The sequence below is a fragment of the Cupriavidus sp. 05T42 genome (assembly GCF_056396345.1).
Genome location: NZ_JBFTLH010000013.1, coordinates 142,042 through 164,307, shown reverse-complemented (window position 1 = coordinate 164,307; position 22,266 = coordinate 142,042). Strand labels below are relative to the sequence as shown.

36 protein-coding genes are annotated in these 22,266 nt (G+C 62.3%); 33 read left to right on the top strand and 3 right to left on the bottom strand.

Annotated features, from left to right (window positions below):
• The 32 genes from AC1EJR_RS18685 to dsbD form a co-directional block, all read left to right on the top strand.
• The coding region (locus AC1EJR_RS18685; protein ID WP_477147380.1) for an EF-Tu C-terminal domain-related protein at positions 1 to 143 on the top strand (143 nt) is incomplete at its 5' end.
• Positions 144 to 224: 81 nt separating this feature from the next.
• Positions 225 to 533 carry a 30S ribosomal protein S10 gene (gene rpsJ, locus AC1EJR_RS18680; RefSeq protein WP_006160488.1) on the top strand — a complete coding sequence of 103 codons (309 nt, stop codon included), beginning with the start codon at positions 225 to 227 and terminating at the stop codon, positions 531 to 533.
• Positions 534 to 902: 369 nt separating this feature from the next.
• Positions 903 to 1,553 (top strand): 50S ribosomal protein L3, encoded by a 651-nt coding sequence (gene rplC / locus AC1EJR_RS18675; RefSeq protein ID WP_092299452.1) that lies wholly within the window; start codon positions 903 to 905, stop codon positions 1,551 to 1,553.
• A gap of 12 nt (positions 1,554 to 1,565) precedes the next feature.
• A complete protein-coding gene (gene rplD / locus AC1EJR_RS18670) occupies positions 1,566 to 2,186 on the top strand; it encodes a 50S ribosomal protein L4 (protein WP_092299449.1) in 621 nt (206 codons plus the stop codon).
• On the top strand, positions 2,183 to 2,497 hold the full coding sequence (gene rplW, locus AC1EJR_RS18665; RefSeq protein ID WP_092299446.1) for a 50S ribosomal protein L23: 315 nt from the start codon (positions 2,183 to 2,185) through the stop codon (positions 2,495 to 2,497). The genes rplD and rplW overlap by 4 nt, the downstream gene beginning before the upstream one ends.
• 2 nt (positions 2,498 to 2,499) lie before the next feature.
• A complete protein-coding gene (gene rplB / locus AC1EJR_RS18660) occupies positions 2,500 to 3,330 on the top strand; it encodes a 50S ribosomal protein L2 (RefSeq protein ID WP_092299443.1) in 831 nt (276 codons plus the stop codon).
• A gap of 22 nt (positions 3,331 to 3,352) precedes the next feature.
• Positions 3,353 to 3,628 (top strand): 30S ribosomal protein S19, encoded by a 276-nt coding sequence (rpsS, locus tag AC1EJR_RS18655; protein ID WP_092299440.1) that lies wholly within the window; start codon positions 3,353 to 3,355, stop codon positions 3,626 to 3,628.
• Positions 3,629 to 3,637: 9 nt separating this feature from the next.
• Positions 3,638 to 3,967 (top strand): 50S ribosomal protein L22, encoded by a 330-nt coding sequence (gene rplV, locus AC1EJR_RS18650; protein ID WP_010812393.1) that lies wholly within the window; start codon positions 3,638 to 3,640, stop codon positions 3,965 to 3,967.
• Positions 3,968 to 3,976: 9 nt separating this feature from the next.
• The gene (rpsC, locus tag AC1EJR_RS18645) at positions 3,977 to 4,780 is read left to right on the top strand and encodes a 30S ribosomal protein S3 (RefSeq protein WP_092299437.1); all 804 of its coding nucleotides are present in this window, start codon (positions 3,977 to 3,979) and stop codon (positions 4,778 to 4,780) included.
• 2 nt (positions 4,781 to 4,782) lie between these two features.
• Positions 4,783 to 5,199 carry a 50S ribosomal protein L16 gene (gene rplP, locus AC1EJR_RS18640; protein WP_006576240.1) on the top strand — a complete coding sequence of 139 codons (417 nt, stop codon included), beginning with the start codon at positions 4,783 to 4,785 and terminating at the stop codon, positions 5,197 to 5,199.
• A gap of 11 nt (positions 5,200 to 5,210) precedes the next feature.
• Positions 5,211 to 5,405, top strand: a complete 195-nt coding sequence (gene rpmC, locus AC1EJR_RS18635) for a 50S ribosomal protein L29 (RefSeq protein WP_092299434.1) — start codon at positions 5,211 to 5,213, stop codon at positions 5,403 to 5,405.
• Complete coding sequence (rpsQ, locus tag AC1EJR_RS18630) at positions 5,402 to 5,680, top strand: 30S ribosomal protein S17 (RefSeq protein ID WP_092299431.1); 279 nt, start codon at positions 5,402 to 5,404, stop codon at positions 5,678 to 5,680. The genes rpmC and rpsQ overlap by 4 nt, the downstream gene beginning before the upstream one ends.
• A gap of 279 nt (positions 5,681 to 5,959) precedes the next feature.
• Positions 5,960 to 6,328: a 50S ribosomal protein L14 gene (gene rplN / locus AC1EJR_RS18625; RefSeq protein ID WP_017225233.1), complete on the top strand. Its 369-nt coding sequence runs from the start codon at positions 5,960 to 5,962 to the stop codon at positions 6,326 to 6,328.
• A 9-nt stretch (positions 6,329 to 6,337) separates the two neighbouring features.
• Complete coding sequence (gene rplX / locus AC1EJR_RS18620; RefSeq protein ID WP_477147374.1) at positions 6,338 to 6,646, top strand: 50S ribosomal protein L24; 309 nt, start codon at positions 6,338 to 6,340, stop codon at positions 6,644 to 6,646.
• Positions 6,647 to 6,671: 25 nt separating this feature from the next.
• Positions 6,672 to 7,214 carry a 50S ribosomal protein L5 gene (rplE, locus tag AC1EJR_RS18615; RefSeq protein ID WP_092299425.1) on the top strand — a complete coding sequence of 181 codons (543 nt, stop codon included), beginning with the start codon at positions 6,672 to 6,674 and terminating at the stop codon, positions 7,212 to 7,214.
• A gap of 9 nt (positions 7,215 to 7,223) precedes the next feature.
• Positions 7,224 to 7,529 carry a 30S ribosomal protein S14 gene (rpsN, locus tag AC1EJR_RS18610; protein ID WP_092141234.1) on the top strand — a complete coding sequence of 102 codons (306 nt, stop codon included), beginning with the start codon at positions 7,224 to 7,226 and terminating at the stop codon, positions 7,527 to 7,529.
• 27 nt (positions 7,530 to 7,556) lie between these two features.
• Positions 7,557 to 7,952 carry a 30S ribosomal protein S8 gene (gene rpsH, locus AC1EJR_RS18605; RefSeq protein WP_477147373.1) on the top strand — a complete coding sequence of 132 codons (396 nt, stop codon included), beginning with the start codon at positions 7,557 to 7,559 and terminating at the stop codon, positions 7,950 to 7,952.
• Positions 7,953 to 7,961: 9 nt separating this feature from the next.
• Positions 7,962 to 8,495 carry a 50S ribosomal protein L6 gene (gene rplF / locus AC1EJR_RS18600; protein WP_092299420.1) on the top strand — a complete coding sequence of 178 codons (534 nt, stop codon included), beginning with the start codon at positions 7,962 to 7,964 and terminating at the stop codon, positions 8,493 to 8,495.
• A gap of 11 nt (positions 8,496 to 8,506) precedes the next feature.
• Positions 8,507 to 8,863, top strand: a complete 357-nt coding sequence (gene rplR / locus AC1EJR_RS18595; protein ID WP_477147379.1) for a 50S ribosomal protein L18 — start codon at positions 8,507 to 8,509, stop codon at positions 8,861 to 8,863.
• A 21-nt stretch (positions 8,864 to 8,884) separates the two neighbouring features.
• A complete protein-coding gene (gene rpsE, locus AC1EJR_RS18590) occupies positions 8,885 to 9,403 on the top strand; it encodes a 30S ribosomal protein S5 (RefSeq protein WP_092299417.1) in 519 nt (172 codons plus the stop codon).
• Between the two features lie 10 nt (positions 9,404 to 9,413).
• Positions 9,414 to 9,596, top strand: coding sequence for a 50S ribosomal protein L30 (gene rpmD, locus AC1EJR_RS18585; RefSeq protein WP_006160440.1), 183 nt, complete (start codon positions 9,414 to 9,416; stop codon positions 9,594 to 9,596).
• Positions 9,597 to 9,618: 22 nt separating this feature from the next.
• Positions 9,619 to 10,053, top strand: coding sequence for a 50S ribosomal protein L15 (gene rplO / locus AC1EJR_RS18580; RefSeq protein WP_477147372.1), 435 nt, complete (start codon positions 9,619 to 9,621; stop codon positions 10,051 to 10,053).
• A 49-nt stretch (positions 10,054 to 10,102) separates the two neighbouring features.
• A complete protein-coding gene (gene secY / locus AC1EJR_RS18575; RefSeq protein ID WP_477147371.1) occupies positions 10,103 to 11,446 on the top strand; it encodes a preprotein translocase subunit SecY in 1,344 nt (447 codons plus the stop codon).
• A 25-nt stretch (positions 11,447 to 11,471) separates the two neighbouring features.
• On the top strand, positions 11,472 to 11,690 hold the full coding sequence (gene infA / locus AC1EJR_RS18570) for a translation initiation factor IF-1 (protein ID WP_477147370.1): 219 nt from the start codon (positions 11,472 to 11,474) through the stop codon (positions 11,688 to 11,690).
• A gap of 32 nt (positions 11,691 to 11,722) precedes the next feature.
• Positions 11,723 to 11,839 carry a 50S ribosomal protein L36 gene (rpmJ, locus tag AC1EJR_RS18565; protein WP_008642959.1) on the top strand — a complete coding sequence of 39 codons (117 nt, stop codon included), beginning with the start codon at positions 11,723 to 11,725 and terminating at the stop codon, positions 11,837 to 11,839.
• Between the two features lie 19 nt (positions 11,840 to 11,858).
• Positions 11,859 to 12,224: a 30S ribosomal protein S13 gene (gene rpsM / locus AC1EJR_RS18560; protein ID WP_092299405.1), complete on the top strand. Its 366-nt coding sequence runs from the start codon at positions 11,859 to 11,861 to the stop codon at positions 12,222 to 12,224.
• Between the two features lie 24 nt (positions 12,225 to 12,248).
• Positions 12,249 to 12,650, top strand: a complete 402-nt coding sequence (gene rpsK / locus AC1EJR_RS18555) for a 30S ribosomal protein S11 (RefSeq protein ID WP_008642963.1) — start codon at positions 12,249 to 12,251, stop codon at positions 12,648 to 12,650.
• A gap of 292 nt (positions 12,651 to 12,942) precedes the next feature.
• Positions 12,943 to 13,566: a 30S ribosomal protein S4 gene (rpsD, locus tag AC1EJR_RS18550; protein ID WP_092299402.1), complete on the top strand. Its 624-nt coding sequence runs from the start codon at positions 12,943 to 12,945 to the stop codon at positions 13,564 to 13,566.
• A gap of 175 nt (positions 13,567 to 13,741) precedes the next feature.
• The gene (locus AC1EJR_RS18545) at positions 13,742 to 14,722 is read left to right on the top strand and encodes a DNA-directed RNA polymerase subunit alpha (protein WP_092299399.1); all 981 of its coding nucleotides are present in this window, start codon (positions 13,742 to 13,744) and stop codon (positions 14,720 to 14,722) included.
• A gap of 150 nt (positions 14,723 to 14,872) precedes the next feature.
• Positions 14,873 to 15,268: a 50S ribosomal protein L17 gene (gene rplQ, locus AC1EJR_RS18540; protein WP_011299296.1), complete on the top strand. Its 396-nt coding sequence runs from the start codon at positions 14,873 to 14,875 to the stop codon at positions 15,266 to 15,268.
• A gap of 107 nt (positions 15,269 to 15,375) precedes the next feature.
• Positions 15,376 to 15,771 (top strand): divalent-cation tolerance protein CutA, encoded by a 396-nt coding sequence (gene cutA / locus AC1EJR_RS18535; protein WP_454757376.1) that lies wholly within the window; start codon positions 15,376 to 15,378, stop codon positions 15,769 to 15,771.
• Between the two features lie 52 nt (positions 15,772 to 15,823).
• Positions 15,824 to 17,752, top strand: coding sequence for a protein-disulfide reductase DsbD (dsbD, locus tag AC1EJR_RS18530; protein WP_477147378.1), 1,929 nt, complete (start codon positions 15,824 to 15,826; stop codon positions 17,750 to 17,752).
• A gap of 7 nt (positions 17,753 to 17,759) precedes the next feature.
• Here the strand turns inward: dsbD and AC1EJR_RS18525 are convergent, their stop codons facing one another.
• The 3 genes from AC1EJR_RS18525 to yihA all read right to left on the bottom strand — a co-directional run bounded on the left by AC1EJR_RS18525 (position 17,760) and on the right by yihA (position 21,046).
• Positions 17,760 to 19,091: a magnesium transporter CorA family protein gene (locus AC1EJR_RS18525; RefSeq protein WP_477147369.1), complete on the bottom strand. Its 1,332-nt coding sequence runs from the start codon at positions 19,089 to 19,091 to the stop codon at positions 17,760 to 17,762.
• Between the two features lie 9 nt (positions 19,092 to 19,100).
• Complete coding sequence (gene hemB / locus AC1EJR_RS18520) at positions 19,101 to 20,093, bottom strand: porphobilinogen synthase (protein WP_477147368.1); 993 nt, start codon at positions 20,091 to 20,093, stop codon at positions 19,101 to 19,103.
• 281 nt (positions 20,094 to 20,374) lie between these two features.
• Positions 20,375 to 21,046, bottom strand: a complete 672-nt coding sequence (yihA, locus tag AC1EJR_RS18515) for a ribosome biogenesis GTP-binding protein YihA/YsxC (protein WP_092299390.1) — start codon at positions 21,044 to 21,046, stop codon at positions 20,375 to 20,377.
• Between the two features lie 396 nt (positions 21,047 to 21,442).
• Here yihA and AC1EJR_RS18510 point away from each other — a divergent pair, with 396 nt between their 5' ends.
• Positions 21,443 to 22,102 (top strand): c-type cytochrome, encoded by a 660-nt coding sequence (locus AC1EJR_RS18510; protein WP_477147367.1) that lies wholly within the window; start codon positions 21,443 to 21,445, stop codon positions 22,100 to 22,102.
• Positions 22,103 to 22,266 lie beyond the last annotated feature (164 nt).

Below are 22,266 nucleotides of genomic sequence, written 5' to 3'. Positions count from 1 at the left end.
AGGAAATGGTCATGCCGGGCGACAACGTGTCGATCACGGTCAAGCTGATCGCCCCGATCGCCATGGAAGAAGGTCTGCGCTTCGCTATCCGTGAAGGCGGCCGTACCGTCGGCGCCGGCGTCGTGGCAAAGATCCTCGACTAAGCAATTGTTCCTGGGACATGTCCTCGGGCATGTCCCCTTTTATCTGGGCGCACGCGCTCATCGCTCTTTCAAGGAAATATCATGCAGAACCAGAAGATCCGTATCCGCCTGAAGGCTTTCGACTATCGCCTGATCGACCAGTCGGCAGCCGAAATCGTGGATACCGCCAAGCGCACGGGCGCGATCGTCAAGGGCCCGGTGCCCCTGCCGACCCGCATCCAGCGTTTTGACATCCTGCGTTCGCCGCACGTCAACAAGACCAGCCGCGATCAGTTCGAGATCCGCACCCACCAGCGCCTGATGGACATCGTCGACCCGACGGACAAGACCGTCGACGCGCTGATGAAGCTGGACCTGCCGGCCGGCGTGGACGTCGAGATCAAGGTGTAAGCTTGCCTGACCCGGGCCGGTCCTCCGGCCCGCTGCAGCACAGAACGGCGGACGCAAGTTCGCCGTTTTTGCTTCCGGGCAACACGTGTTCTGCCCGGATGGCGCCTGCATCGGCCCGCAACGTGCCGAAATTTACCGGGAAGTGCGGAAATCGTCCCCTTCCCGGCAAAAAAGGGCCAGCACCCTCAAGAAAAGGCGCCGTGCATGTTGCCCTTTCCAAACTACTGCGATATAGTGTAAGGCTACCCGTTTATCCGGGTAGTGGGGACCGTTTTGGTCGTGCGCAATCCTTTTCGCGCAACCCGCACATCGCACAGTTTTCGTGTATCAATCAGCCCCGGCCAATCGCAGCTGGGAATGGAGCAAACCATGAGCCTTGGCCTTGTAGGTCGCAAGGTTGGCATGACCCGTATTTTCACGGACGACGGTGATTCGATTCCCGTTACCGTGGTCGAGGTCGGCGACAACCGCGTGACGCAAATCAAGACGGACGAGACCGACGGTTATACCGCCGTTCAAGTCACCTTCGGCAGCCGCCGCGCAAGCCGCGTTACCAAGCCGCTGGCGGGTCACCTCGCCAAAGCCGGCGTGGAAGCCGGTGAAGTCATCAAAGAATTCCGCATCGATGCAGCCAAGGCTGCCGAGCTGCAAGCTGGCAGCTCGCTCTCCGTCGACCTGTTCCAGGTTGGCCAGAAGATCGACGTGCAGGGCGTGAGCATCGGTAAGGGCTACGCCGGTACCATCAAGCGCTATCACTTCGCATCGGGTCGTGCCTCCCACGGTAACTCGCGTTCGCACAACGTGCCGGGTTCCATCGGTATGGCGCAGGATCCGGGCCGTGTGTTCCCCGGCAAGCGCATGACCGGTCACCTGGGTGATGTCACCCGCACCGTCCAGAACCTGGAAATCGCCAAGATCGACGCAGAGCGCAAGCTGCTGCTGGTCAAGGGCGCCATTCCTGGCTCCAAGGGCGGCAAGGTCGTCGTTACCCCGGCCGTCAAGGCCAAAGCCAAAGCTTAAGGAGCGCATGTAATGGAACTCAAGCTCCTCCAGGACAACGGCCAGATCGGCGCCGGCGTTGCCGCGTCGCCTGAAGTGTTCGGCCGTGACTACAACGAAGCCCTCGTTCACCAGATCGTCGTCGCTTACCAGGCCAACGCGCGTAGCGGTAACCGTAAGCAGAAGGATCGTGAAGAGGTCAAGCACACGACCAAGAAGCCGTGGCGCCAGAAGGGTACGGGCCGTGCTCGTGCCGGTATGTCTTCCTCGCCGCTGTGGCGCGGGGGTGGTCGTATCTTCCCGAATTCGCCGGAAGAGAACTTCACCCAGAAGGTCAACAAGAAGATGTTCCGTGCCGGTATGCGCTCGATTTACTCGCAGCTCGCACGTGAAGGTCGTATCAACGTGGTGGACGGTTTCACTGTCGACGCGCCCAAGACCAAGCTCTTGGCCGACAAGTTCAAGGCCATGGGCCTGGACTCGGTGCTGATCATCACCGACAGCCTCGACGAGAACCTCTACCTGGCTTCGCGCAATCTGCCCCACGTGGCAGTCGTGGAGCCGCGCCAGGCTGACCCGCTGTCGCTCGTGCACTACAAGAAGGTGCTCGTGACCAAGGCCGCCGTCGCGCAGATCGAGGAGTTGCTGAAATGACGCAAGTAGCCAAGAACGATCATCGTTTGATGCAGGTGCTGCTCGCGCCGGTGGTTTCCGAAAAGGCAACCCTGGTCGCCGACAAGAATGAACAGGTCGTGTTCGAAGTGGCTCGCGATGCCAACAAGGCAGAAGTGCGCGCAGCCGTCGAACTGCTGTTCAAGGTCGAGGTGCAGTCCGTTCAGATCCTGAACCAGAAGGGCAAGCAAAAGCGCTTTGGCCGCTTCATGGGCCGTCGCAACCACGTAAAGAAAGCTTACGTGTCGCTGAAGCCGGGTCAGGAAATCAATTTTGAAGCGGAGGCCAAGTAATCATGGCACTCGTCAAGACCAAGCCGACTTCCCCGGGCCGCCGCTCGATGGTGAAGGTCGTGAACAACGACCTGCACAAGGGCGCCCCGCACGCTCCGCTGCTGGAAAAGCAATTCCAGAAGTCGGGCCGTAACAACAATGGTCATATCACCACCCGCCACAAGGGCGGTGGTCATAAGCACCACTATCGCGTGGTCGACTTCAAGCGCAACGACAAGGACGGCATCCCTGCCAAGGTCGAGCGCCTGGAATACGATCCGAACCGTAGCGCCAACATCGCGCTCGTGCTGTTCGCCGACGGCGAGCGCCGGTACATCATCGCCACGAAGGGCATGGTGGCTGGCCAGCCGCTGATGAACGGCTCGGAAGCGCCGATCAAGGCCGGTAACAACCTGCCGATCCGCAACATCCCGGTCGGTACCACGATCAACAACGTGGAAATGCTGCCTGGGAAGGGTGCGCAAATCGCCCGCGCTGCTGGTGGTTCCGCTGTGCTGCTGGCCCGCGAAGGCGTGTACGCCCAGGTGCGTCTGCGCTCCGGCGAAGTGCGTCGCGTGCACATCGAGTGCCGCGCCACCGTTGGTGAAGTGGGTAACGAAGAGCACAGCCTGCGCGTCATCGGCAAAGCCGGTGCGACGCGTTGGCGCGGTATTCGCCCGACCGTCCGCGGCGTGGTGATGAACCCGGTGGATCACCCGCACGGTGGTGGTGAAGGCAAGACCGCCGCTGGTCGCGATCCGGTTTCGCCGTGGGGTACCCCGGCCAAGGGTTACCGTACCCGCAGCAACAAGCGCACTGCCAGCATGATCGTGCAGAAGCGCCACAAGCGTTAATCGGTAGGTAGGAGCCTAGAACATGACACGTTCCGCAAAAAAGGGTCCGTTCTGTGACGCCCACCTGCTGAAGAAGGTGGAAACGGCTGCAGGCGGCAAGGATAAGAAACCCATCAAGACTTGGTCGCGTCGCTCGACCATTCTGCCGGAGTTCATTGGCCTGACGATCGCCGTTCACAACGGCCGTCAACACGTGCCGGTGTACGTTACGGAAAACATGGTTGGCCACAAGCTCGGCGAATTTGCGCTCACGCGCACGTTCAAGGGCCACGCGGCTGACAAGAAAGCCAAGAGGTAAGGTGCCATCATGGAAGTGAAAGCGATTCATCGCGGTGCCCGTATCTCCGCCCAGAAGACGCGTCTGGTTGCTGACCAGATCCGCGGTCTGCCGATCGAGCGTGCGCTCAACGTCCTGACGTTCAGCCCGAAAAAGGCTGCCGGGATCGTGAAGAAGGTGGTCGAATCGGCCATCGCCAACGCCGAGCATAACGAAGGCGCCGACATCGACGAGCTGAAGGTCAAATCGATCTTCGTCGACAAGGCAACCTCGCTCAAGCGCTTCACGGCACGGGCAAAGGGCCGCGGCAACCGCATCGAGAAACAAACCTGTCACATCACTGTGACGCTCGGCAACTAAGGAGTCACGATGGGACAGAAGATTCATCCGACTGGCTTCCGTCTGGCCGTCAGCCGTAACTGGGCTTCGCGTTGGTACGCCAACAACACGAAGTTCGCCGGCATGCTGAAAGAAGACATCGAAGTTCGCGAGTTCCTGAAGAAGAAGCTCAAGAACGCATCGGTTGGCCGCGTCGTGATCGAGCGTCCTGCCCGCAATGCCCGTCTCACCATTTATAGCTCGCGTCCGGGCGTGGTGATTGGCAAGAAGGGTGAGGACATCGAACTGCTCAAGGCCGAGCTGCAACGCCGCATGGGTGTGCCCGTGCACGTGAACATCGAGGAAATCCGCAAGCCGGAAACCGATGCGCAGCTGATCGCCGACTCGATCACCCAGCAGCTCGAGCGCCGTATCATGTTCCGCCGCGCCATGAAGCGCGCGATGCAGAACGCGATGCGCCTCGGTGCCCAGGGTATCAAGATCATGAGCTCGGGTCGTCTGAACGGTATCGAAATCGCACGTACCGAATGGTACCGTGAAGGTCGTGTGCCCCTGCACACCCTGCGCGCCGACATCGACTACGGCTTCTCCGAAGCCGAAACCACCTACGGCATCATCGGTGTCAAGGTGTGGGTCTACAAGGGCGACTACCTGGGCCGCAATGACGCGCCTGTGGTGGAAGAGCCTCAAGAAGACCGTCGTCGTCGCCCGGGTCGTCCGGAAGGCCGTCGCCGTGAAGGCGAAGGTGGCCGTCCGGGTGGCAACCGCCGCGGTGGTGCAGGTGCTGGCGCTGGTCGCCGCGCTGCGCCTGGCGATGCGAAGAGTGGAGAATAAGAATGCTGCAACCGAAGCGTAGGAAGTATCGCAAGGAGCAGAAAGGCCGCAACACGGGTAAGGCTACCCGTGGCAACGCCGTGTCTTTCGGCGAATTCGGCCTGAAGGCAATGGGCCGTGGTCGTCTGACCGCGCGCCAGATCGAGTCGGCCCGTCGTGCGATGACCCGTCACATCAAGCGTGGCGGCCGCATCTGGATCCGGATTTTCCCGGATAAGCCGATCTCGAAGAAGCCCGCCGAAGTCCGTATGGGTAACGGTAAGGGCAATCCGGAATACTACGTGGCTGAAATTCAGCCGGGCAAGATGCTGTACGAAATGGATGGCGTGAGCGAAGAGCTGGCACGTGAGGCGTTCCGCCTCGCGGCCGCCAAGCTGCCGATCGCCACGAATTTCGTGGTGCGTCAGGTCGGGACGTAAGGAGAGCAGGGATGAAAGCATCCGAACTTCGCGGCAAGGACGCCGCAGGGCTGAACCAGGAGCTCTCCGAGCTTCTGAAGGCCCAATTTAGCCTGCGCATGCAAAAGGCCACCCAACAGCTGCAGAACACCAGCCAGCTGAAGAAGGTGCGCAAGGACATCGCGCGTGTGCAAACCGTGCTGAGCGAAAAGGCAGACGCGAAATGACTGAAGCTGCAAAGACTGAAACGTCGCTTCGCCGGACTCTCGTAGGCCGTGTCGTTAGCGACAAGATGGACAAGACCGTTACGGTCCTGATCGAAAACCGCGTCAAGCATCCTCTGTACGGCAAGTACGTGCTGCGTTCGAAGAAGTACCACGCACACGACGAAGCCAACCAGTACAAGGAAGGCGACAAGGTCGAGATCCAGGAATCGCGTCCGCTGTCGCGGACCAAGTCCTGGGTGGTTTCCCGGCTGGTAGAAGCTGCGCGCGTCATCTAAGAACAACAGTTCTTCGCTGACTTGCAAGTCCAGGGTTATGTTGCTATAATCCTGGACTTCCGCTTTGTAGCGTTCGTCGAAGCTTCACCAACACGGCGTACCTCCGAAGCGAGCCAAGGCCTGGTGGTCCTGGAGTTGTCCGGGCTGCCTGGTGACTACCGACTTCCAAGTTGATCAACCCAAGCGGTACTGGCGCAAAGCCGGGGCCGACGGGACCAAGACTGACCGGCGGACTTCCATCTTGAGAAATCCGGCGGATTAAGTTGGGAAGATAACACCATGATTCAGACAGAAAGCCGGCTCGAAGTGGCCGATAACACTGGTGCGCGCGAAGTGCTGTGCATCAAAGTGCTGGGTGGGTCCAAGCGCCGCTATGCGAGCGTGGGCGACATCATCAAGGTGACCGTCAAGGACGCAGCGCCGCGCGGTCGCGTAAAGAAGGGCGATATCTACAACGCCGTCGTTGTACGTACCGCCAAGGGCGTGCGCCGTGCAGACGGTTCGCTCGTCAAGTTCGACAGCAATGCCGCTGTCCTGCTGAACACCAAGCTCGAGCCGATCGGCACCCGTATTTTCGGGCCGGTGACTCGTGAACTCCGTACCGAGCGCTTCATGAAGATCGTGTCGCTCGCACCGGAAGTGCTGTAAGGAGCCGCCATGAACAAGATTCGTAAAGGCGACGAAGTCATCGTCCTGACCGGCAAAGACAAGGGCAAGCGCGGTACCGTGCAAGCCATGCTCGGCGACAAGGTCGTTGTGGAAGGTGTGAACGTTGCCAAGAAGCACGCTCGCCCGAACCCGATGCTGGGCACCACCGGTGGTGTGGTCGACAAGGTCATGCCGCTGCATATTTCCAACGTTGCGCTCGTGGATGCCAATGGCAAGCCGTCGCGCGTCGGCATCAAGGTTGAAGAGGGTAAGCGCGTGCGCTTCCTGAAGTMGACCGGCGCCGTCGTGGCCGCTTGATTCTGGGCACAGATAGGAGTTGAGCATGGCAGCACGTCTGCAAGAGTTTTACAAAGAGAAGGTTGTGCCGGCGCTCATGGAGCAGTTCGGTTACAAGTCGGTCATGGAAGTGCCGCGTATCACCAAGATCACCCTGAACATGGGTCTTGGCGAAGCCATCAATGACAAGAAGGTCATTGAACTGGCCGTGGGCGACCTGACCAAGATCGCTGGTCAGAAGCCGGTTGTGACGAAGGCCAAGAAGGCCATCGCCGGTTTCAAGATCCGCCAGGGCTACCCCATCGGTGCGATGGTGACCCTGCGTGGCGAGCGCATGTTCGAATTTCTCGATCGTTTCGTGACCGTGGCCCTGCCGCGCGTGCGTGACTTCCGTGGTGTGTCGGGTCGTTCGTTTGACGGCCGTGGCAACTACAACATCGGTGTGAAAGAGCAGATCATTTTCCCCGAAATCGAGTACGACAAGATCGACGCACTGCGTGGTCTGAACATCAGCATCACGACGACGGCAAAGAACGACGAGGAAGCCAAGGCTCTCCTGAACGCGTTCAAGTTCCCGTTCCGCAATTAAGGGGTTACCGTGGCTAAACTGGCTCTGATTGAACGTGAGAAGAAGCGCGCCAAGCTGGTGGCGAAGTACGCCGCCAAGCGCGCAAACCTCAAGGCCATTATTGACGACCAAGAAAAGTCGGAAGAAGAGCGTTATCTGGCGCGTCTGGAGCTGCAACAGCTCCCGCGCAACGCGAATCCGACCCGCCAGCGTAATCGCTGCGCGATCACCGGTCGTCCCCGCGGTACCTTCCGCAAGTTTGGCCTGGCGCGTAACAAGATCCGCGAAATCGCCTTCAAGGGCGAAATTCCGGGTCTGACGAAAGCCAGCTGGTAATTACGCACAGGCTACAGGAGAAACAGTATGAGCATGAGCGATMCTATCGCCGATATGCTGACGCGCATCCGCAACGCCCAAGGCGTGCAGAAGGCGTCGGTGGTCATGCCCTCGTCGAAGCTGAAAGCGGCGATCGCCAAGGTCCTGAAGGACGAAGGCTACATCGACGACTTCGCAGTGCAGGAAGAAGGCGGCAAGGCACAACTGAGCATCGGTCTGAAGTACTATGCCGGCCGTCCGGTCATCGAGCGCATTGAGCGCGTCTCGAAGCCCGGCCTGCGCGTGTACAAGGGCCGTAGCGAGATCCCCCAGGTGATGAACGGCCTCGGTGTTGCGATCATCTCGACCCCCCAGGGTCTGATGACCGACCGCAAGGCACGTGCCACAGGCGTGGGCGGCGAAGTTCTCTGCTACGTCGCTTAAGGAGCAAACATGTCCCGTGTAGGTAAGGCTCCCATCTCGCTGCCGAAAGGCGCGGAAGTGAATGTGGCGGCTGGCGTGCTCTCCGTGAAGGGCCCGCTCGGTACGCTGTCCCAGCCGATTCACAACCTGGTCAAGGTCAGTGTCGAGAATGACACGCTGACTTTCGCGCCGGTTGACGAATCGCGTGAAGCAAACGCCCTGCAAGGCACCATGCGCGCCCTGGCGGCAAACATGGTCAAGGGCGTGACCACTGGTTTCGAGCGTAAGCTGAACCTCGTTGGCGTGGGCTATCGTGCCCAGCTGCAAGGCGCTGCGCTGAAGCTCCAGCTTGGTTTCTCGCATGACGTGATCCATGAGATGCCGGAAGGCGTGAAGGCGGAAACGCCGACGCAGACCGAGATCATCATCAAGGGTGCGGACAAGCAGAAAGTCGGTCAGGTTGCCGCTGAAGTTCGCGCGTACCGTCCGCCTGAGCCCTACAAGGGCAAGGGTGTTCGCTACGCTGACGAGCGCGTCATCCTGAAAGAAACCAAGAAGAAGTAAGGGGTGCAATGATGAACAAGAAAGACGCTCGTTTGCGCCGTGCACGTCAGACCCGCGCCAAAATCGCGGAACTGAAAGTCAATCGTCTGACCGTGTTCCGTACGAATTCGCACATTTACGCTCAGGTGTACTCGCCGTGCGGCACGCAAGTGCTGGMATCGGCCTCGACCGCCGAAGCAGAAGTGCGCAAGGAACTGACCGGCAGTGGCGCGACTGTTGCCGCCGCCACCGTGGTTGGCAAGCGCGTGGCCGAGAAGGCCCGTGCAGCCGGCGTGGAAACCGTCGCGTTCGATCGTGGTGGCTTCCGCTTCCACGGCCGCGTGAAGGCCCTGGCTGACGCTGCGCGCGAAGCCGGCCTCAAGTTCTAAGCGCACAAAGAGAGATACGTCATGGCAAAGATGCAAGCAAAAGTCCAGCAGGACGAACGCGACGACGGCCTCCGCGAGAAGATGATCTCGGTCAACCGTGTCACCAAGGTGGTGAAGGGTGGCCGGATTCTCGGTTTCGCTGCGCTGACCGTGGTCGGTGACGGCGATGGCCGCATCGGCATGGGCAAGGGCAAGGCCAAGGAAGTTCCGGTGGCCGTGCAGAAGGCAATGGACGAAGCCCGTCGCAAGATGGTGAAGGTTTCGCTCAAGAACGGCACGCTGCAACACGAAGTCATCGGCAAGCACGGCGCTGCCAAGGTGCTGATGATGCCCGCCAAGGAAGGTACCGGCGTGATCGCCGGCGGCCCGATGCGCGCAATCTTCGAAGTGATGGGCGTGACGAACGTGGTGACCAAGTCGCACGGTTCGACGAACCCGTACAACATGGTTCGCGCCACCATCGATGGTCTGCAAAAGATGAGCACGCCGGCGGAAATCGCTGCCAAGCGCGGCAAGTCGGTTGAAGACATCCTCGGCTAAGGTGAACGAAATGTCGCAACAAACCGTAAAAGTGCAACTCGTGCGCAGCCTGATCGGCACGCGCGAGGATCACCGCGCCACCGTTCGTGGCCTGGGCCTGCGCCGCATCAACTCGGTGTCGGAGCTGCAGGACACGCCCGCCGTGCGCGGCATGATCAACAAGGTCTCGTACCTGGTGAAGGTTCTGGCCTGATCCCGGGGACTTGGAGAGCAACATGCAATTGAATAACCTGAAGCCGGCCGACGGTTCGAAGCACGCCAAGCGTCGCGTCGGCGGTGGTATCGGTTCCGGCCTGGGCAAGACCGCCGGTCGTGGTCACAAGGGTCAGAAGTCGCGTTCGGGCGGCTTCCACAAGGTGGGTTTCGAAGGCGGCCAGATGCCGCTGTATCGTCGCCTGCCGAAGCGTGGTTTTACCTCGCTGACCAAGGCGTTCAACGCCGAGGTGACCCTGCGTGACATCGAACGCCTGGAAGCTGCTGAAGTGGACCTGCTGGTCCTGAAGCAAGCTGGCCTGGTGGGCGACCTGGTCAAGAACGCCAAGGTCATCAAGGCTGGCGAACTGACCCGCAAGGTAACGATCAAGGGTCTGGGCGCCACCGCTGGTGCCAAGGCCGCGATCGAAGCCGCTGGCGGCCAGATCGCTGAGTAATTCTGCAGCAGTATTCGCAGCATAGGCGAAGTCACAGTCGGAGCATCGTTTGGCCACGGCGAAACCCAATGCAAGCGCGCAGGCTAGGAACACGGCGAAGTACGGCGATTTGAAGCGTCGGCTGATGTTCCTGGTGCTGGCCCTGATCGTCTACCGCATCGGTGCACATATTCCGGTGCCGGGAATCGATCCGGAACAGCTCGCGAAGCTTTTCCAGAGTCAGTCGGGTGGCATCCTCGGGATGTTCAACCTGTTCTCGGGCGGTGCGCTGTCGCGCTTTACCGTCTTCGCGCTCGGCATCATGCCGTACATCTCGGCGTCGATCATCATGCAATTGCTGACGATCGTGCTGCCGCAGCTGGAGACGCTGAAGAAGGAAGGGCAGGCAGGGCAACGCAAGATCACGCAGTACACGCGTTACGGCACGGTGGTTCTGGCCACGTTCCAGGCGCTGTCGATTGCGGTCGCGTTGGAGTCGCAGCCGGGTCTGGTCATCGATCCGGGCCTGATGTTCCGGGCGACGGCGGTGATCACGCTGGTGACCGGTACGATGTTCCTGATGTGGCTGGGTGAGCAAATCACCGAGCGTGGTCTGGGCAACGGCATCTCGATCATCATCTTCGGCGGTATCGCGGCGGGCCTGCCCAACGCGATCGGCGGACTGTTCGAACTGGTMCGCACGGGGTCCATGAGCGCGTTCGCAGCGATTGTCATCGTAGCGATCGTGGTCGGTGTGACCTTCGCCGTGGTGTTTGTCGAGCGGGGTCAGCGCAAGATCCTGGTGAACTATGCCAAGCGTCAGGTCGGCAACAAGGTGTACGGCGGTCAGTCGTCGCACCTGCCGCTGAAGCTGAACATGGCAGGGGTGATTCCGCCGATCTTCGCATCGTCGATCATCCTGTTCCCGGCGACGATCGCGGGCTGGTTTACGTCCGAGTCGACGGGCGCGGTGGGACGGTTCATCAAGGACCTGGCCGCTACGCTGTCGCCGGGCCAGCCGGTCTACATCCTGCTGTACGCTGCTGCAATTGTTTTCTTCTGCTTCTTCTATACGGCTCTGGTGTACAACAGCCGCGAAGTTGCGGATAACCTGAAGAAAAGCGGTGCCTTCATTCCGGGCATCCGTCCGGGCGAGCAAACGACGCGCTATATCGACAAGATCCTGGTGCGCCTGACGCTGGCTGGTGCGATTTACATCACACTGGTCTGCCTGTTGCCGGAATTCCTGGTGCTGCGCTGGAACGTTCCGTTCTATTTCGGCGGAACCTMGCTGCTGATCATCGTGGTCGTCACGATGGACTTCATGGCCCAGGTTCAGTCCTATGTCATGTCGCAGCAGTATGAGTCGCTGCTGAAGAAGGCGAATTTCAAGGGTAATCTGACCTTGCGTTGATGCCGGGTCGGAACAGGCTCTAGGTATGGCAAAAGACGACGTCATCCAGATGCAAGGGGAGGTCCTGGAAAATCTCCCCAACGCGACGTTCCGCGTCAAGTTGGAGAACGGCCACGTAGTACTCGGGCATATCTCGGGCAAGATGCGAATGAACTACATCCGGATACTTCCGKGTGACAAGGTGACAGTCGAGCTGACCCCATATGATCTGTCACGCGCACGCATCGTCTTCCGGACGAAGTGAAGCGAACAGGAATTGAAGGAAAGAGGAAAATCATGAAAGTGCTGGCTTCTGTGAAGCGCATTTGCCGTAACTGCAAAATTATCAAGCGCAACGGTGTCGTGCGCGTGATCTGCTCGTCGGATCCCCGCCACAAGCAACGCCAAGGCTAATCGGAAAGAGGATTGACGAATGGCACGTATCGCAGGGGTTAACATCCCGAACCATAAGCATACCGAAATCGGCCTGACGGCTATTTACGGTGTTGGCCGCTCGCGCGCTCGCAAGATTTGCGAGGCCACCGGTGTTCCGTTTGACAAGAAGGTCAAGGACCTGACCGACGCCGACCTGGAAAAGCTTCGTGACGAAGTGGGCAAGGTCACGGTCGAGGGTGACCTGCGTCGTGAAACCACGATGAACATCAAGCGTCTGATGGACCTTGGTTGCTATCGTGGCGTCCGTCACCGCAGGGGCCTGCCGATGCGCGGCCAGCGTACCCGCACGAACGCCCGCACCCGCAAGGGTCCGCGTAAGGCCGGCGTGGCTCTGAAGAAGTAAAGCCGAAGGCATAGGAAGAAACTAATGGCAAAAGGTCCGAACAACGCCGCCCAGCGCGCGCGTAAGAAGGTCAAGAAGAACGTTGCCGACGGCATTGCGCACGTCCACGCTTCGTTCAACAACACCATCATCACGATCACCGACCGTCAGGGCAACGCCCTGTCGTGGGCGACCGCCGGTGGCCAGGGCTTCAAGGGTTCGCGCAAGTCGACCCCCTTCGCTGCCCAGGTTGCTGCCGAGAACGCCGGCCGCGTGGCGCAAGACCAGGGTATCAAGAACCTGGAAGTGCGCATCAAGGGCCCCGGTCCTGGCCGCGAATCGGCTGTCCGCGCACTGAACGCGCTGGGCATCAAGATCGCCGTGATTGAAGATGTGACGCCGGTGCCGCACAACGGCTGCCGTCCGCCGAAGCGCCGCCGTATCTAAGCGCCCGGTTGGTCCGGAGGCGAGCAGGGTTTCTCGCTMGTCCCCCGAGATGTGGTAATATCGCGCGTTGACCTGCTGCAATTCATTGCGGCAGGTTTTCGTTTTGCGTTCACGCTTTGCAGGGTGCCAGGTAACCGGCGCACTCGGTGTGGGCGATCGTCATGCTTTTGCGTTGCCTCCGCGTGGCCCAGGCCGCTGCGGATGAAGAACCATAAGCCCACCGTCCGTCACATGCAGATGACGGACTCGCGGCGCGTCCGAATGGCGTCGCGATCGATCAAAGGAAGATAAAGTGGCACGTTATACCGGCCCGAAGGCCAAACTTTCCCGCCGCGAAGGCACAGATCTGTTCCTGAAGAGCGCCCGTCGCTCGCTKGCCGACAAGTGCAAGCTGGACAGCAAGCCTGGCCAACACGGCCGCACCTCGGGTGCCCGTACGTCCGACTACGGCAACCAGCTGCGTGAAAAGCAGAAGGTCAAGCGTATCTACGGCGTGCTCGAACGTCAGTTCCGCCGCTACTTCGCCGAAGCCGACCGCCGCAAGGGCAACACGGGTGAAAACCTGCTGCAACTGCTGGAATCGCGCCTGGACAACGTCGTGTACCGCATGGGCTTCGGCTCGACCCGCGCTGAAGCGCGTCAGCTCGTGTCGCACAAGGCGATCCTGGTGAACGGCATTGCCATGAACGTGCCGTCGGCCCAGATCAAGTCCGGCGACATCATCACCGTGCGCGAACAGTCGAAGAAGCAAGTGCGTATCGCTGAAGCACTGTCGCTGGCCGAGCAGTCGGGTTTCCCGACCTGGGTGGCCGTGGATTCGAAGAAGTTCGAAGGCACCTTCAAGCAAGCCCCGGATCGCACCGATATTTCGGGCGACATCAACGAAAGCCTGATCGTCGAATTGTATTCGCGTTAATCGCCGAACCGATCATCGGACGATTCAGCGCTTGCCCCTACCGCAAGGCTTCGCTTTCAGCCCGACGCGCCGTTTGGCGCGCCGGGCTTATTGCCCATCGTGCGATGGGATTTTCGGGTTCCAAACGTCAGCCTTATCGGTGTAACGAGCCGAGGGTATTGAAAAGGACAACCTAATGCAAACAGCACTCCTCAAGCCAAAAATCATCGCCGTCGAACCGCTTGGCGACCATCACGCCAAAGTCGTGATGGAGCCGTTCGAGCGCGGCTACGGCCATACGCTCGGTAACGCCCTGCGTCGCGTGCTGCTGTCGTCGATGGTCGGCTATGCCCCGACCGAAGTCACGATCGCTGGGGTGGTCCACGAGTATTCCACCATCGATGGCGTGCAAGAAGACGTCGTCAACCTGCTCCTCAACCTGAAGGGCGTGGTGTTCAAGCTGCACAACCGCGACGAAGTCACGGTGTCGCTGCGCAAGGATGGCGAAGGCGTTGTCACGGCTGCCGATATCGAGCTGCCGCACGACGTCGAGATCATCAACCCGGGTCACGTGATCGCCCATCTGTCTGCCGGCGGCAAGCTGGACATGCAGATCAAGGTCGAGCAAGGCCGCGGCTACGTGCCGGGCAACGTGCGCAAGTTCGGCGACGAGTCGGGCAAGGTCATCGGCCGCATCGTGCTGGACGCGTCGTTCTCGCCGGTCCGCCGCGTGTCGTACGCCGTGGAATCCGCTCGTGTGGAACAGCGTACCGACCTGGACAAGCTGGTGATGAACATCGAAACCGACGGCGTGATCTCGCCCGAGGAAGCGATTCGTCAGTCGGCCCGCATCCTGGTTGACCAGCTGTCGGTGTTCGCCGCGCTGGAAGGTACCGAGTCGGCCGCCGAGGCCGCCTCGAGCCGCACGCCGCAGATCGATCCGATCCTGCTGCGTCCGGTGGACGACCTCGAGCTGACGGTGCGTTCGGCCAACTGCCTGAAGGCCGAAAACATCTACTACATCGGCGATCTGATCCAGCGTACCGAGAACGAACTGCTCAAGACCCCGAACCTGGGTCGCAAGTCGCTGAACGAGATCAAGGAAGTCCTCGCCTCCCGTGGCCTGACGCTCGGCATGAAGCTCGAGAACTGGCCGCCCGCAGGTCTGGAGAAGTAATTGGCGGCGCGGGATTCCGGCAACGGGGTCCCGCCTGTCATCGCGCCAAGGGCATGTTGCCTGCGGCATTGAAGCACTACCGGCCCGCGCCCGTGCCTTTGCATTGGCGATAGAAGAGCTGGTCAAACACTGAAATCGAAAGGAATCATCATGCGTCACCGTCATGGTTTGCGGAAACTGAACCGCACCTCGTCGCACCGTCTCGCGATGCTGCGCAACATGTCCAACTCGCTGTTCCAGCACGAGCTGATCAAGACCACCCTGCCCAAGGCCAAGGAACTGCGCAAGGTTGTCGAGCCGCTCATCACGCTGGCCAAGAAGGACACCGTTGCCAACCGCCGTCTGGCTTTCGCCCGTCTGCGCGACCGCGACATGGTCACCAAGCTGTTCACCGAACTGGGCCCGCGCTACAACGCTCGTCCGGGCGGCTACACCCGTATCCTGAAGTTCGGCTTCCGTCAGGGCGACAACGCGCCGATGGCGCTGGTCGAACTGGTGGATCGTCCGGAAATCACCGAAGCCCCGGCTGAAGAAGCTGCGGAATAAGTGATAGCCGTGCCCGTCCTCGCTGACGGGCAATCGAGCACCGCTTTACAATTGAGCCAGGCTTTTGCCTGGCTCTTTTGTTTTTGGCGACGTTTTCCGAGAATGACATGACCGTTTCAGAATCCGCTCATATCCAGCCGACCGGCGAGGCGGCAGAATCGGTGCTCGTGGCGATGACGAACCTGCCAGACGAGGCCTCGGCGGCGCGCCTGGCACGGGCAGTGCTGGAGGCCCGCGTGGCGGCCTGCGTGAACCGGCTCGCGCCGTGCCAGTCCGAGTACTGGTGGCAGGGCAAGCTGGAGCAGGCGCAGGAATGGCCGTTGCTGATCAAGACCACGCGCGCCCAGTATGCGGCCCTCGAGGCGGTGATCCGCGCCGAGCATCCTTATGATGTGCCGGAGCTCGTCGCGTGGCCGGTTGGAGCAGGATTTGCGCCATATCTGGCCTGGGTGCGGGAGGAAGCCAGCGGCATGCCCACTGGCGACGCCAACGCGCCGCGCTAACACTTTGAAGAATCGGAAAAGCGACATGGGATCGACGGGAACGGGCATCGGCATGGGGTGGAACGCCGTTGCGGAATGGCAAATGCAGGGTCGGCGGGTGCGGCAAATCGTCGCAATGCTGCTGATGCTGTGCGCCTGCCTGATGCTCGGGCGCGTGGCCCATGCCGCGACCGAGGAGGATTTCCTGCCGCCCGAGAAGGCATTCCGGTTCGCGGCGAAGCAGGTGGACCCGCAGACCATCGAAGTCCGCTTCGATGTGGCCGATGGCTACTACATGTACCGCGAGCGGTTTGCGTTCGCCACCCAGCCGGCCACGATCAAGCTCGGGCCGCCAGTGTTGCCGCAGGGCCAGGTTCATTTCGACGAGACCTTCGGCAAGGACATGGAGACCTATCGCGGCAGCGTGGTGGTGCGCGTGCCTGTGGTCCAGGCCCCCGCCGATGGCAGCTGGTCGCTGGTCGTGACCTCGCAGGGCTGCGCGGACAAGGGGCTCTGCTATCCGCCGATGGAGAGCATTTACAAGGTGGGCGGGTCGGTGCTCGGCAACCTGTTCGGCGACCGTACGACACCCGCACCTTCCACGCAGGCGCCGGCAACGCCTGACCAGCCTGCTGCATCCGCTAAGGCGCCGCCGGTCACATCCGGGGCCATCGCACTGCGGGATGACAACGATCGCATTGCCGGGGCGCTGGCAAGCCGCAATCTGGGTCTCATCGCCGCGCTGTTCTTCGGACTGGGGCTCCTGCTGACCTTCACGCCGTGCGTGTTGCCGATGGTGCCTATCCTGTCGTCGATCGTTGTGGGCGAGCATGTGACGCGCGGTCGGGCGCTGCTAGTCTCTCTGGCCTACGTGCTGGGGATGGCGGTGGTCTACACCGCTGTGGGCGTGGCGGCCGGCCTCGCCGGCGAAGGGCTTTCCGCCGCGCTGCAGAACCCGTGGGTGCTAGGCGCATTCGCCGCGCTGATGGTGGCGCTCGCGCTGTCGATGTTCGGCCTCTATGAACTGCAACTGCCCCAGCGCTGGCAGACACGGCTCACGGCATCCTCAAACCAGCGCCAGAGCGGCCAGATTTTCGGCGCGGCGGCCATGGGGGCGATTTCGGCACTGATCGTCGGCCCGTGCGTGACCGCGCCACTGGCCGGTGCGCTGGCCTATATCGCCCAGACTGGCGATGCGTTCACCGGCGGTGCGGCGCTCTTCGCAATGGCCATTGGCATGGGGGTGCCCCTCGTGCTGGTGGGCGTGGGTGCTGGCAACCTGCTGCCCCGTGCGGGCAAGTGGATGGAGGCTACCAAGCGCTTTTTCGGATTTCTGCTACTTGGCGTCGCGCTCTGGATGGTGACGCCCGTGGCGCCGGTGTGGGCCGTGATGGTTGCCTGGGCCGCGCTGCTAATCGTGGCGGCGGTCTATCTGGGAGCTTTCGATGCGCTTGGCCCCGACCCGCGCGGACTGATGCGGCTGGGCAAGGGCCTGGGCCTGCTGGCCGCGCTGGCGGGTGCGATCCAGCTGGTGGGGCTCGCCTCGGGCGGACGGGATCCGTTGCAGCCGCTGTCCCACCTCGGGGTGGTGACTTCCGGCGCCGCGCMCCAGGCGAGTGCGGATCACATTCGATTCGAGCGCGTCCGTTCGGTGGCAGAACTTGACGCCCGCGTGGCGCAGGCAGCCGCCAGTGGTCGGCCGGTGTTGCTCGACTTCTATGCCGACTGGTGCGTGAGTTGCAAGGAAATGGAGAAACTGACTTTTCCGGATGCGAAGGTGCGCGCCAGGCTTACCGACGTCGTTCTGTTGCAGGCGGACGTCACCGCCAACAATGCCGACGACCGCGCGCTGCTGAAGCGTTTCGGGCTATTCGGGCCCCCTGGGATCATCCTGTTCGGCCCTGATGGGCGCGAGCGCCCGGTCCGCGTGATCGGCTATCAGACGGCCACGCGCTTCCTGGACAGCCTCGAGCGCGCGCTCGGCCCCAAGACGCGTACCTGAACCAGCGTCAGCGGTCCAGCCAGCGGCCAATCGCCCAGATCGTGCCGATGGTGGCCACCACGCCGCCCATCAGGCCGATCGACCACCAGAACCCGTTCGCCTCCCGCAGCCACGGCATTCGATCGAAATTCATGCCGAAGACGCCGGTAATCAGGGTCAGCKGCATGAACAGCGCGGTGATGACGGTCAGCGTGCGCATGGTGCGATTGGTCCGATGGGCCACTGCCGAGAAGTGGATCTGCACTGCCGACTCGATCGAGTCCTCCAGTCGCCGGGCGTGGGCCAGTACGCGCAGGATGTGCTCCATCAGGTCCGCGATGCGGACCAGCAGGACCTCATCGCGGCCCGCCACCACCGTGCCTTCGCCGCCGTCGCCGACGGCAGGATCGTTACTGCTGTAGCGATTGTCGAGCAGGCTGTCGCGGAATTCCTGGAGCGCGTCGCGCTGCTCCTCGCTCAGGTGCTCGAGCCGGCGCAATTGGATCCGGGCGTCGAGCAGACCTTCCCAGCTCGAGAAGTTCTTCTGGGTGCTGAGCAGGGCGCGTTGCCAGCGGTCCAGCTGGCGAGTGAGTGGCGCGCGCAGGTCGAGGTAGCGGTCCACCATCGCATTGAGCAGCCGCAGCATCAGGTCCTCGGGTCGCGTGGGCGGCCGCACGCCATGCACGAGCGGCGTCTGGCCATTGGCGCGCGCGGAGACGGGGCGAGGGGCGCCGCATAGTTCGAGCAGCCGCTGCCGGACCTGGTCGACGGTCCGGGAGGGCCCGGGGCGCACCGTCACCAGCACGCTGTCGAAGACGAAGAAGGTCACGGGCTGGGTGTCGATGCGGGCCAGCGCCGGCAGGAAGCCGGCCGGATACTTGCGCGCGGGCTTCTGCGGCGCGGCGGCGGGTGGCGCAGCAGGCGCCACTGGCACGGTTGCCGCAGGCGAGCCCGCCACGGCAGCCATCCCCGCCGCGGGCATAACCGAGGCTCCGGGCGTACTCACTGCTGCGCCCAATGCAACCCCGCCGGCGCCAGCGTGCGCAGCGTCGGCTTCCGCGAAGAGCCTGCTCGTTTCAAACGTGAGCTTGCGGAAGATCATCATGTCGTACGCATTGGTCGTGTCGAAGAACGACGGATGCGTGGGATTGATGGCATCGACCAGGTGCAGGTCGTGGATCGGCGAGCCGGTCAGGCCCGCCAGACGATCGCGCCACGCGGCCGGCGCCGGGCTGACTTCGTCGAAGAGAAAGTCGGCCCAGACAAAGCGCGCGGCGGCGTTGCCGGCCAGGAAGTCGTGGGCCTCGTCCAGCGTGGTCAGCGGATGGACCTGGCTGGCCGAGAAGCCAAGCAGTTGCATGCGTGGGGGTCAGGCGGCCAGCAGCCGCGCGGCGTCGCGCGCGAAATAGGTCAGGATGCCATCGGCGCCGGCCCGACGGAACGCCAGCAGCGACTCCATCATGACCTTGTCGTGGTCCAGCCAGCCGTTCTGCGCCGCCGCCTTGAGCATGGCGTACTCGCCGCTCACCTGATAGACGTAAGTCGGGAAGCGGAACTCGTCCTTCACGCGCCGCACGATGTCCAGGTAGGGCATGCCGGGCTTCACCATGACCATGTCGGCGCCCTCCAGGATGTCCTGGGCCACTTCGCGCAGCGCCTCGTCCGTGTTGGCGGGGTCCATCTGGTAGGTCATCTTGTTGCCMTTGCMCAGATTGGCCGCCGAGCCCACCGCGTCGCGGAACGGGCCGTAGAACGCCGACGCATACTTGGCCGAGTACGCCATGATGCGCGTGTGGATGTGCCCGGCGTCTTCCAGCGCCGCGCGCACGGCGCCGATGCGGCCATCCATCATGTCGGACGGCGCGACGATATCCACGCCGGCCTCAGCCTGCACGAGTGCCTGCTTGACCAGGATCTCGACCGTAATGTCGTTGATCACATACCCGTTGTCATCGAGCACGCCGTCCTGGCCGTGGCTGGTGTACGGGTCCAGCGCCACGTCGGTCAGCACGCCCAGTTCGGGGAAGCGGTCCTTCAGCGCGCGCACCGCACGCGGCACCAGGCCTTCGAGGCGCGTGGCCTCGATGCCATCAGGCGTCTTGATCGACGGATCGATCACAGGGAACAGCGCGATCACCGGAATGCCGAGCTTCACGCAGTCTTCGGCGATAGGCAGCAGCAAGTCCACCGACACGCGCTCCACGCCGGGCATCGACGCCACTTGCTGGCGCTGGTTCTGGCCTTCCAGGATGAAAACCGGGTAGATCAGGTTGTCGGGCGAGAGACGATTTTCACGCATCAGACGGCGCGAAAAGTCGTCGCGACGCATGCGGCGGGGGCGGTACTCGGGGAAAGTGGACATGTCGGGATCGAGGCAGATTTCTGAACGGAAGCGGGACGAATGCGGGGCGCGCGTCACCGCGAAACCCCGCGGCCAGCCATCTCGATCGCGCGCCGAAAGAAAAACTAAACTTTTGTGCCTGCCCGCTATCATACTCGCGGACACCTTGTGTTGCTTCGCGCAGCGCGGGTGTCCCCCGCTACTCCTCCCTGAGCGGGTACCCGCCCTGAACCGGTGGGAAAGTTCGTCCCCGTTGCTTGCAACGGGGCTTTTTTTTGCCGGTTCGATGGCGGCCCGCCGGCTCAGGCGGCGGGCGCCTCCGGGGCCACGGGCGGCTGGGCCTCGGGCAAGGACAACCATCCGGCCACTACGCGCTGGGCTTCCTCGATGCCGCGACGCTTGAGGCTCGAGAACAGCTGGGCGCTCATCGGCGGGGGATTGTCCATCTGGGTCGAGTACTCGGCCAGGATACGACGCGTCTCGCGCAGGGCGTTGGCGTTTTCATTGTTCGTGAGCTTGTCGGCCTTGGTCAGCAGCACATGGATCGGCCGCCGCGTGGGCAGGAACCACTCCACCATCTGGCAGTCGAGATCCGTGAAGGGGCGCCGCGCGTCCATCATCAGCACCAGGCCGGCCAGTTGCTGGCGCGTCTGGACGTAGTCGGACAGCAGGCCCTGCCAGTGGAACTTGGCCGAACCGGACACCTCGGCGTAGCCGTAGCCGGGCAGGTCGACGAGGAAGGCCTGCGGGTCCGGTACCTTCACCGGCGCCACCGAGAAATAGTTGATGTGCTGCGTGCGCCCGGGAGTGCGCGAGGAGAACGCGAGCCGCTTCTGGTTGCACAGGATGTTGATGGCCGTCGACTTGCCGGCGTTGGAGCGGCCGGCGAAGGCCACCTCGGGGACGGCCGTGGCGGGCAGGTCGCGGAGGTGGTTGACGGTAATAAAGAAGCGAGCCTGGTGTAGGAGCGACATGCGGGTGGTGCGTTGAAGCACGGTGAGGCGTTGAGGCGGACGAGCGCGCGCGCCGGGGGCGCGCGGGCGGAATGCTCGCGCCGCGGGAAGGGGAGCCGGGACGGCTGGTGCGCCGGTGCCACACGGGCAGGGCCAAGACCTGAGCCAAGTCAATCCGGAAAGCGATTTATTGTACAATAACCCGGTTTACGGTCTCCTGAGCGGGTGACGTGTGGCATCCTTGCGGGTTGTAGTGCAGGGTGTCCTGTCCGGTCCGGGGCACCTTCGTGTATCCCGTTCCATCATGATCGGATGCACGATGCTCAGGCCCTTGCAATAAGGCGCGTCCTCACCGCCAGCAGGGGCAGATCGGCATGCATTACGGTGTTCATAACAATTCTGACAAGGTGTGTGCGAATGAACCGCATTGCGAAACTTCTGGGAGTCATGGCGCTGGCTGTTCCGGCCGCCGCGATGACAGGGCTGGCATCTGCCGCAGAGCAGGCCGCCGCCAAGGCTGATCCCGCCAAGGGCGAAACGCTGTACACCCAGGGCGCGCCCGATCGCAATGTTCCCGCATGTCTCTCCTGCCACGGCGCCGCCGGCAATAGCGGCGCGGCCGCCAATCCCAAGCTGGCAGGCCAGCAGGCTGAGTACACCCACAAGCAACTCTCCGATTTCAACGCCAAGACGCGTACTAACGCCATCATGACGCCGTATGCCTCCGCCCTGAGCGATCAGGAAATGAAGGACGTCGGTGCGTACCTGGCCAAGCAGCAGCTGAAGCCGGCCACGGCGAAGAACAAGGATACGATCGAGGCCGGGCAGAAGATCTACCGCGGCGGTATCGCGGCCAAGGGCGTGCCCGCGTGCGCGGCCTGCCATGGCCCGACCGGCGCCGGCATCCCGGCCCAGTACCCGCGCATCGGCGGCCAGTATTCTGAATACACCGAAGCGCAGCTGGTGGCGTTCCGCCAGGGCACCCGTAAGAATAATTCGGTCATGAGCACGATCACAGCCAGGATGTCGGATGCCGAGATCAAGGCCGTGGCGGATTACGTCGCTGGCGTCCGTTAAAGTCGTACCGGCCCACGCGCCACGGCACCTCCAGCGGTGAACCGGACGCGCGGGCAACAATCGAAGAGGGTGGCCCTGCCTGCAAGCGGGACCACCCTTTTTTCATGTTTTTGCGACGTCAGCCGCATGCTGCACCGGCATTACCCAGAAACCTGTCACCGCCC

Bases quoted from the DNA above. Each gene is read 5' to 3' on its own strand.
- rpsJ (WP_006160488.1), top strand. From the start codon at position 225: ATGCAGAACCAGAAGATCCGTATCCGCCTGAAGGCTTTCGACTATCGC.
- rplC (WP_092299452.1), top strand. From the start codon at position 903: ATGAGCCTTGGCCTTGTAGGTCGCAAGGTTGGCATGACCCGTATTTTC.
- rplD (WP_092299449.1), top strand. From the start codon at position 1,566: ATGGAACTCAAGCTCCTCCAGGACAACGGCCAGATCGGCGCCGGCGTT.
- rplW (WP_092299446.1), top strand. From the start codon at position 2,183: ATGACGCAAGTAGCCAAGAACGATCATCGTTTGATGCAGGTGCTGCTC.
- rplB (WP_092299443.1), top strand. From the start codon at position 2,500: ATGGCACTCGTCAAGACCAAGCCGACTTCCCCGGGCCGCCGCTCGATG.
- rpsS (WP_092299440.1), top strand. From the start codon at position 3,353: ATGACACGTTCCGCAAAAAAGGGTCCGTTCTGTGACGCCCACCTGCTG.
- rplV (WP_010812393.1), top strand. From the start codon at position 3,638: ATGGAAGTGAAAGCGATTCATCGCGGTGCCCGTATCTCCGCCCAGAAG.
- rpsC (WP_092299437.1), top strand. From the start codon at position 3,977: ATGGGACAGAAGATTCATCCGACTGGCTTCCGTCTGGCCGTCAGCCGT.
- rplP (WP_006576240.1), top strand. From the start codon at position 4,783: ATGCTGCAACCGAAGCGTAGGAAGTATCGCAAGGAGCAGAAAGGCCGC.
- rpmC (WP_092299434.1), top strand. From the start codon at position 5,211: ATGAAAGCATCCGAACTTCGCGGCAAGGACGCCGCAGGGCTGAACCAG.
- rpsQ (WP_092299431.1), top strand. From the start codon at position 5,402: ATGACTGAAGCTGCAAAGACTGAAACGTCGCTTCGCCGGACTCTCGTA.
- rplN (WP_017225233.1), top strand. From the start codon at position 5,960: ATGATTCAGACAGAAAGCCGGCTCGAAGTGGCCGATAACACTGGTGCG.
- rplE (WP_092299425.1), top strand. From the start codon at position 6,672: ATGGCAGCACGTCTGCAAGAGTTTTACAAAGAGAAGGTTGTGCCGGCG.
- rplF (WP_092299420.1), top strand. From the start codon at position 7,962: ATGTCCCGTGTAGGTAAGGCTCCCATCTCGCTGCCGAAAGGCGCGGAA.
- rpsE (WP_092299417.1), top strand. From the start codon at position 8,885: ATGGCAAAGATGCAAGCAAAAGTCCAGCAGGACGAACGCGACGACGGC.
- rpmD (WP_006160440.1), top strand. From the start codon at position 9,414: ATGTCGCAACAAACCGTAAAAGTGCAACTCGTGCGCAGCCTGATCGGC.
- rplO (WP_477147372.1), top strand. From the start codon at position 9,619: ATGCAATTGAATAACCTGAAGCCGGCCGACGGTTCGAAGCACGCCAAG.
- rpmJ (WP_008642959.1), top strand. From the start codon at position 11,723: ATGAAAGTGCTGGCTTCTGTGAAGCGCATTTGCCGTAACTGCAAAATT.
- rpsM (WP_092299405.1), top strand. From the start codon at position 11,859: ATGGCACGTATCGCAGGGGTTAACATCCCGAACCATAAGCATACCGAA.
- rpsK (WP_008642963.1), top strand. From the start codon at position 12,249: ATGGCAAAAGGTCCGAACAACGCCGCCCAGCGCGCGCGTAAGAAGGTC.
- AC1EJR_RS18545 (WP_092299399.1), top strand. From the start codon at position 13,742: ATGCAAACAGCACTCCTCAAGCCAAAAATCATCGCCGTCGAACCGCTT.
- rplQ (WP_011299296.1), top strand. From the start codon at position 14,873: ATGCGTCACCGTCATGGTTTGCGGAAACTGAACCGCACCTCGTCGCAC.
- cutA (WP_454757376.1), top strand. From the start codon at position 15,376: ATGACCGTTTCAGAATCCGCTCATATCCAGCCGACCGGCGAGGCGGCA.
- yihA (WP_092299390.1), bottom strand. From the start codon at position 21,046: ATGTCGCTCCTACACCAGGCTCGCTTCTTTATTACCGTCAACCACCTC.
- AC1EJR_RS18510 (WP_477147367.1), top strand. From the start codon at position 21,443: ATGAACCGCATTGCGAAACTTCTGGGAGTCATGGCGCTGGCTGTTCCG.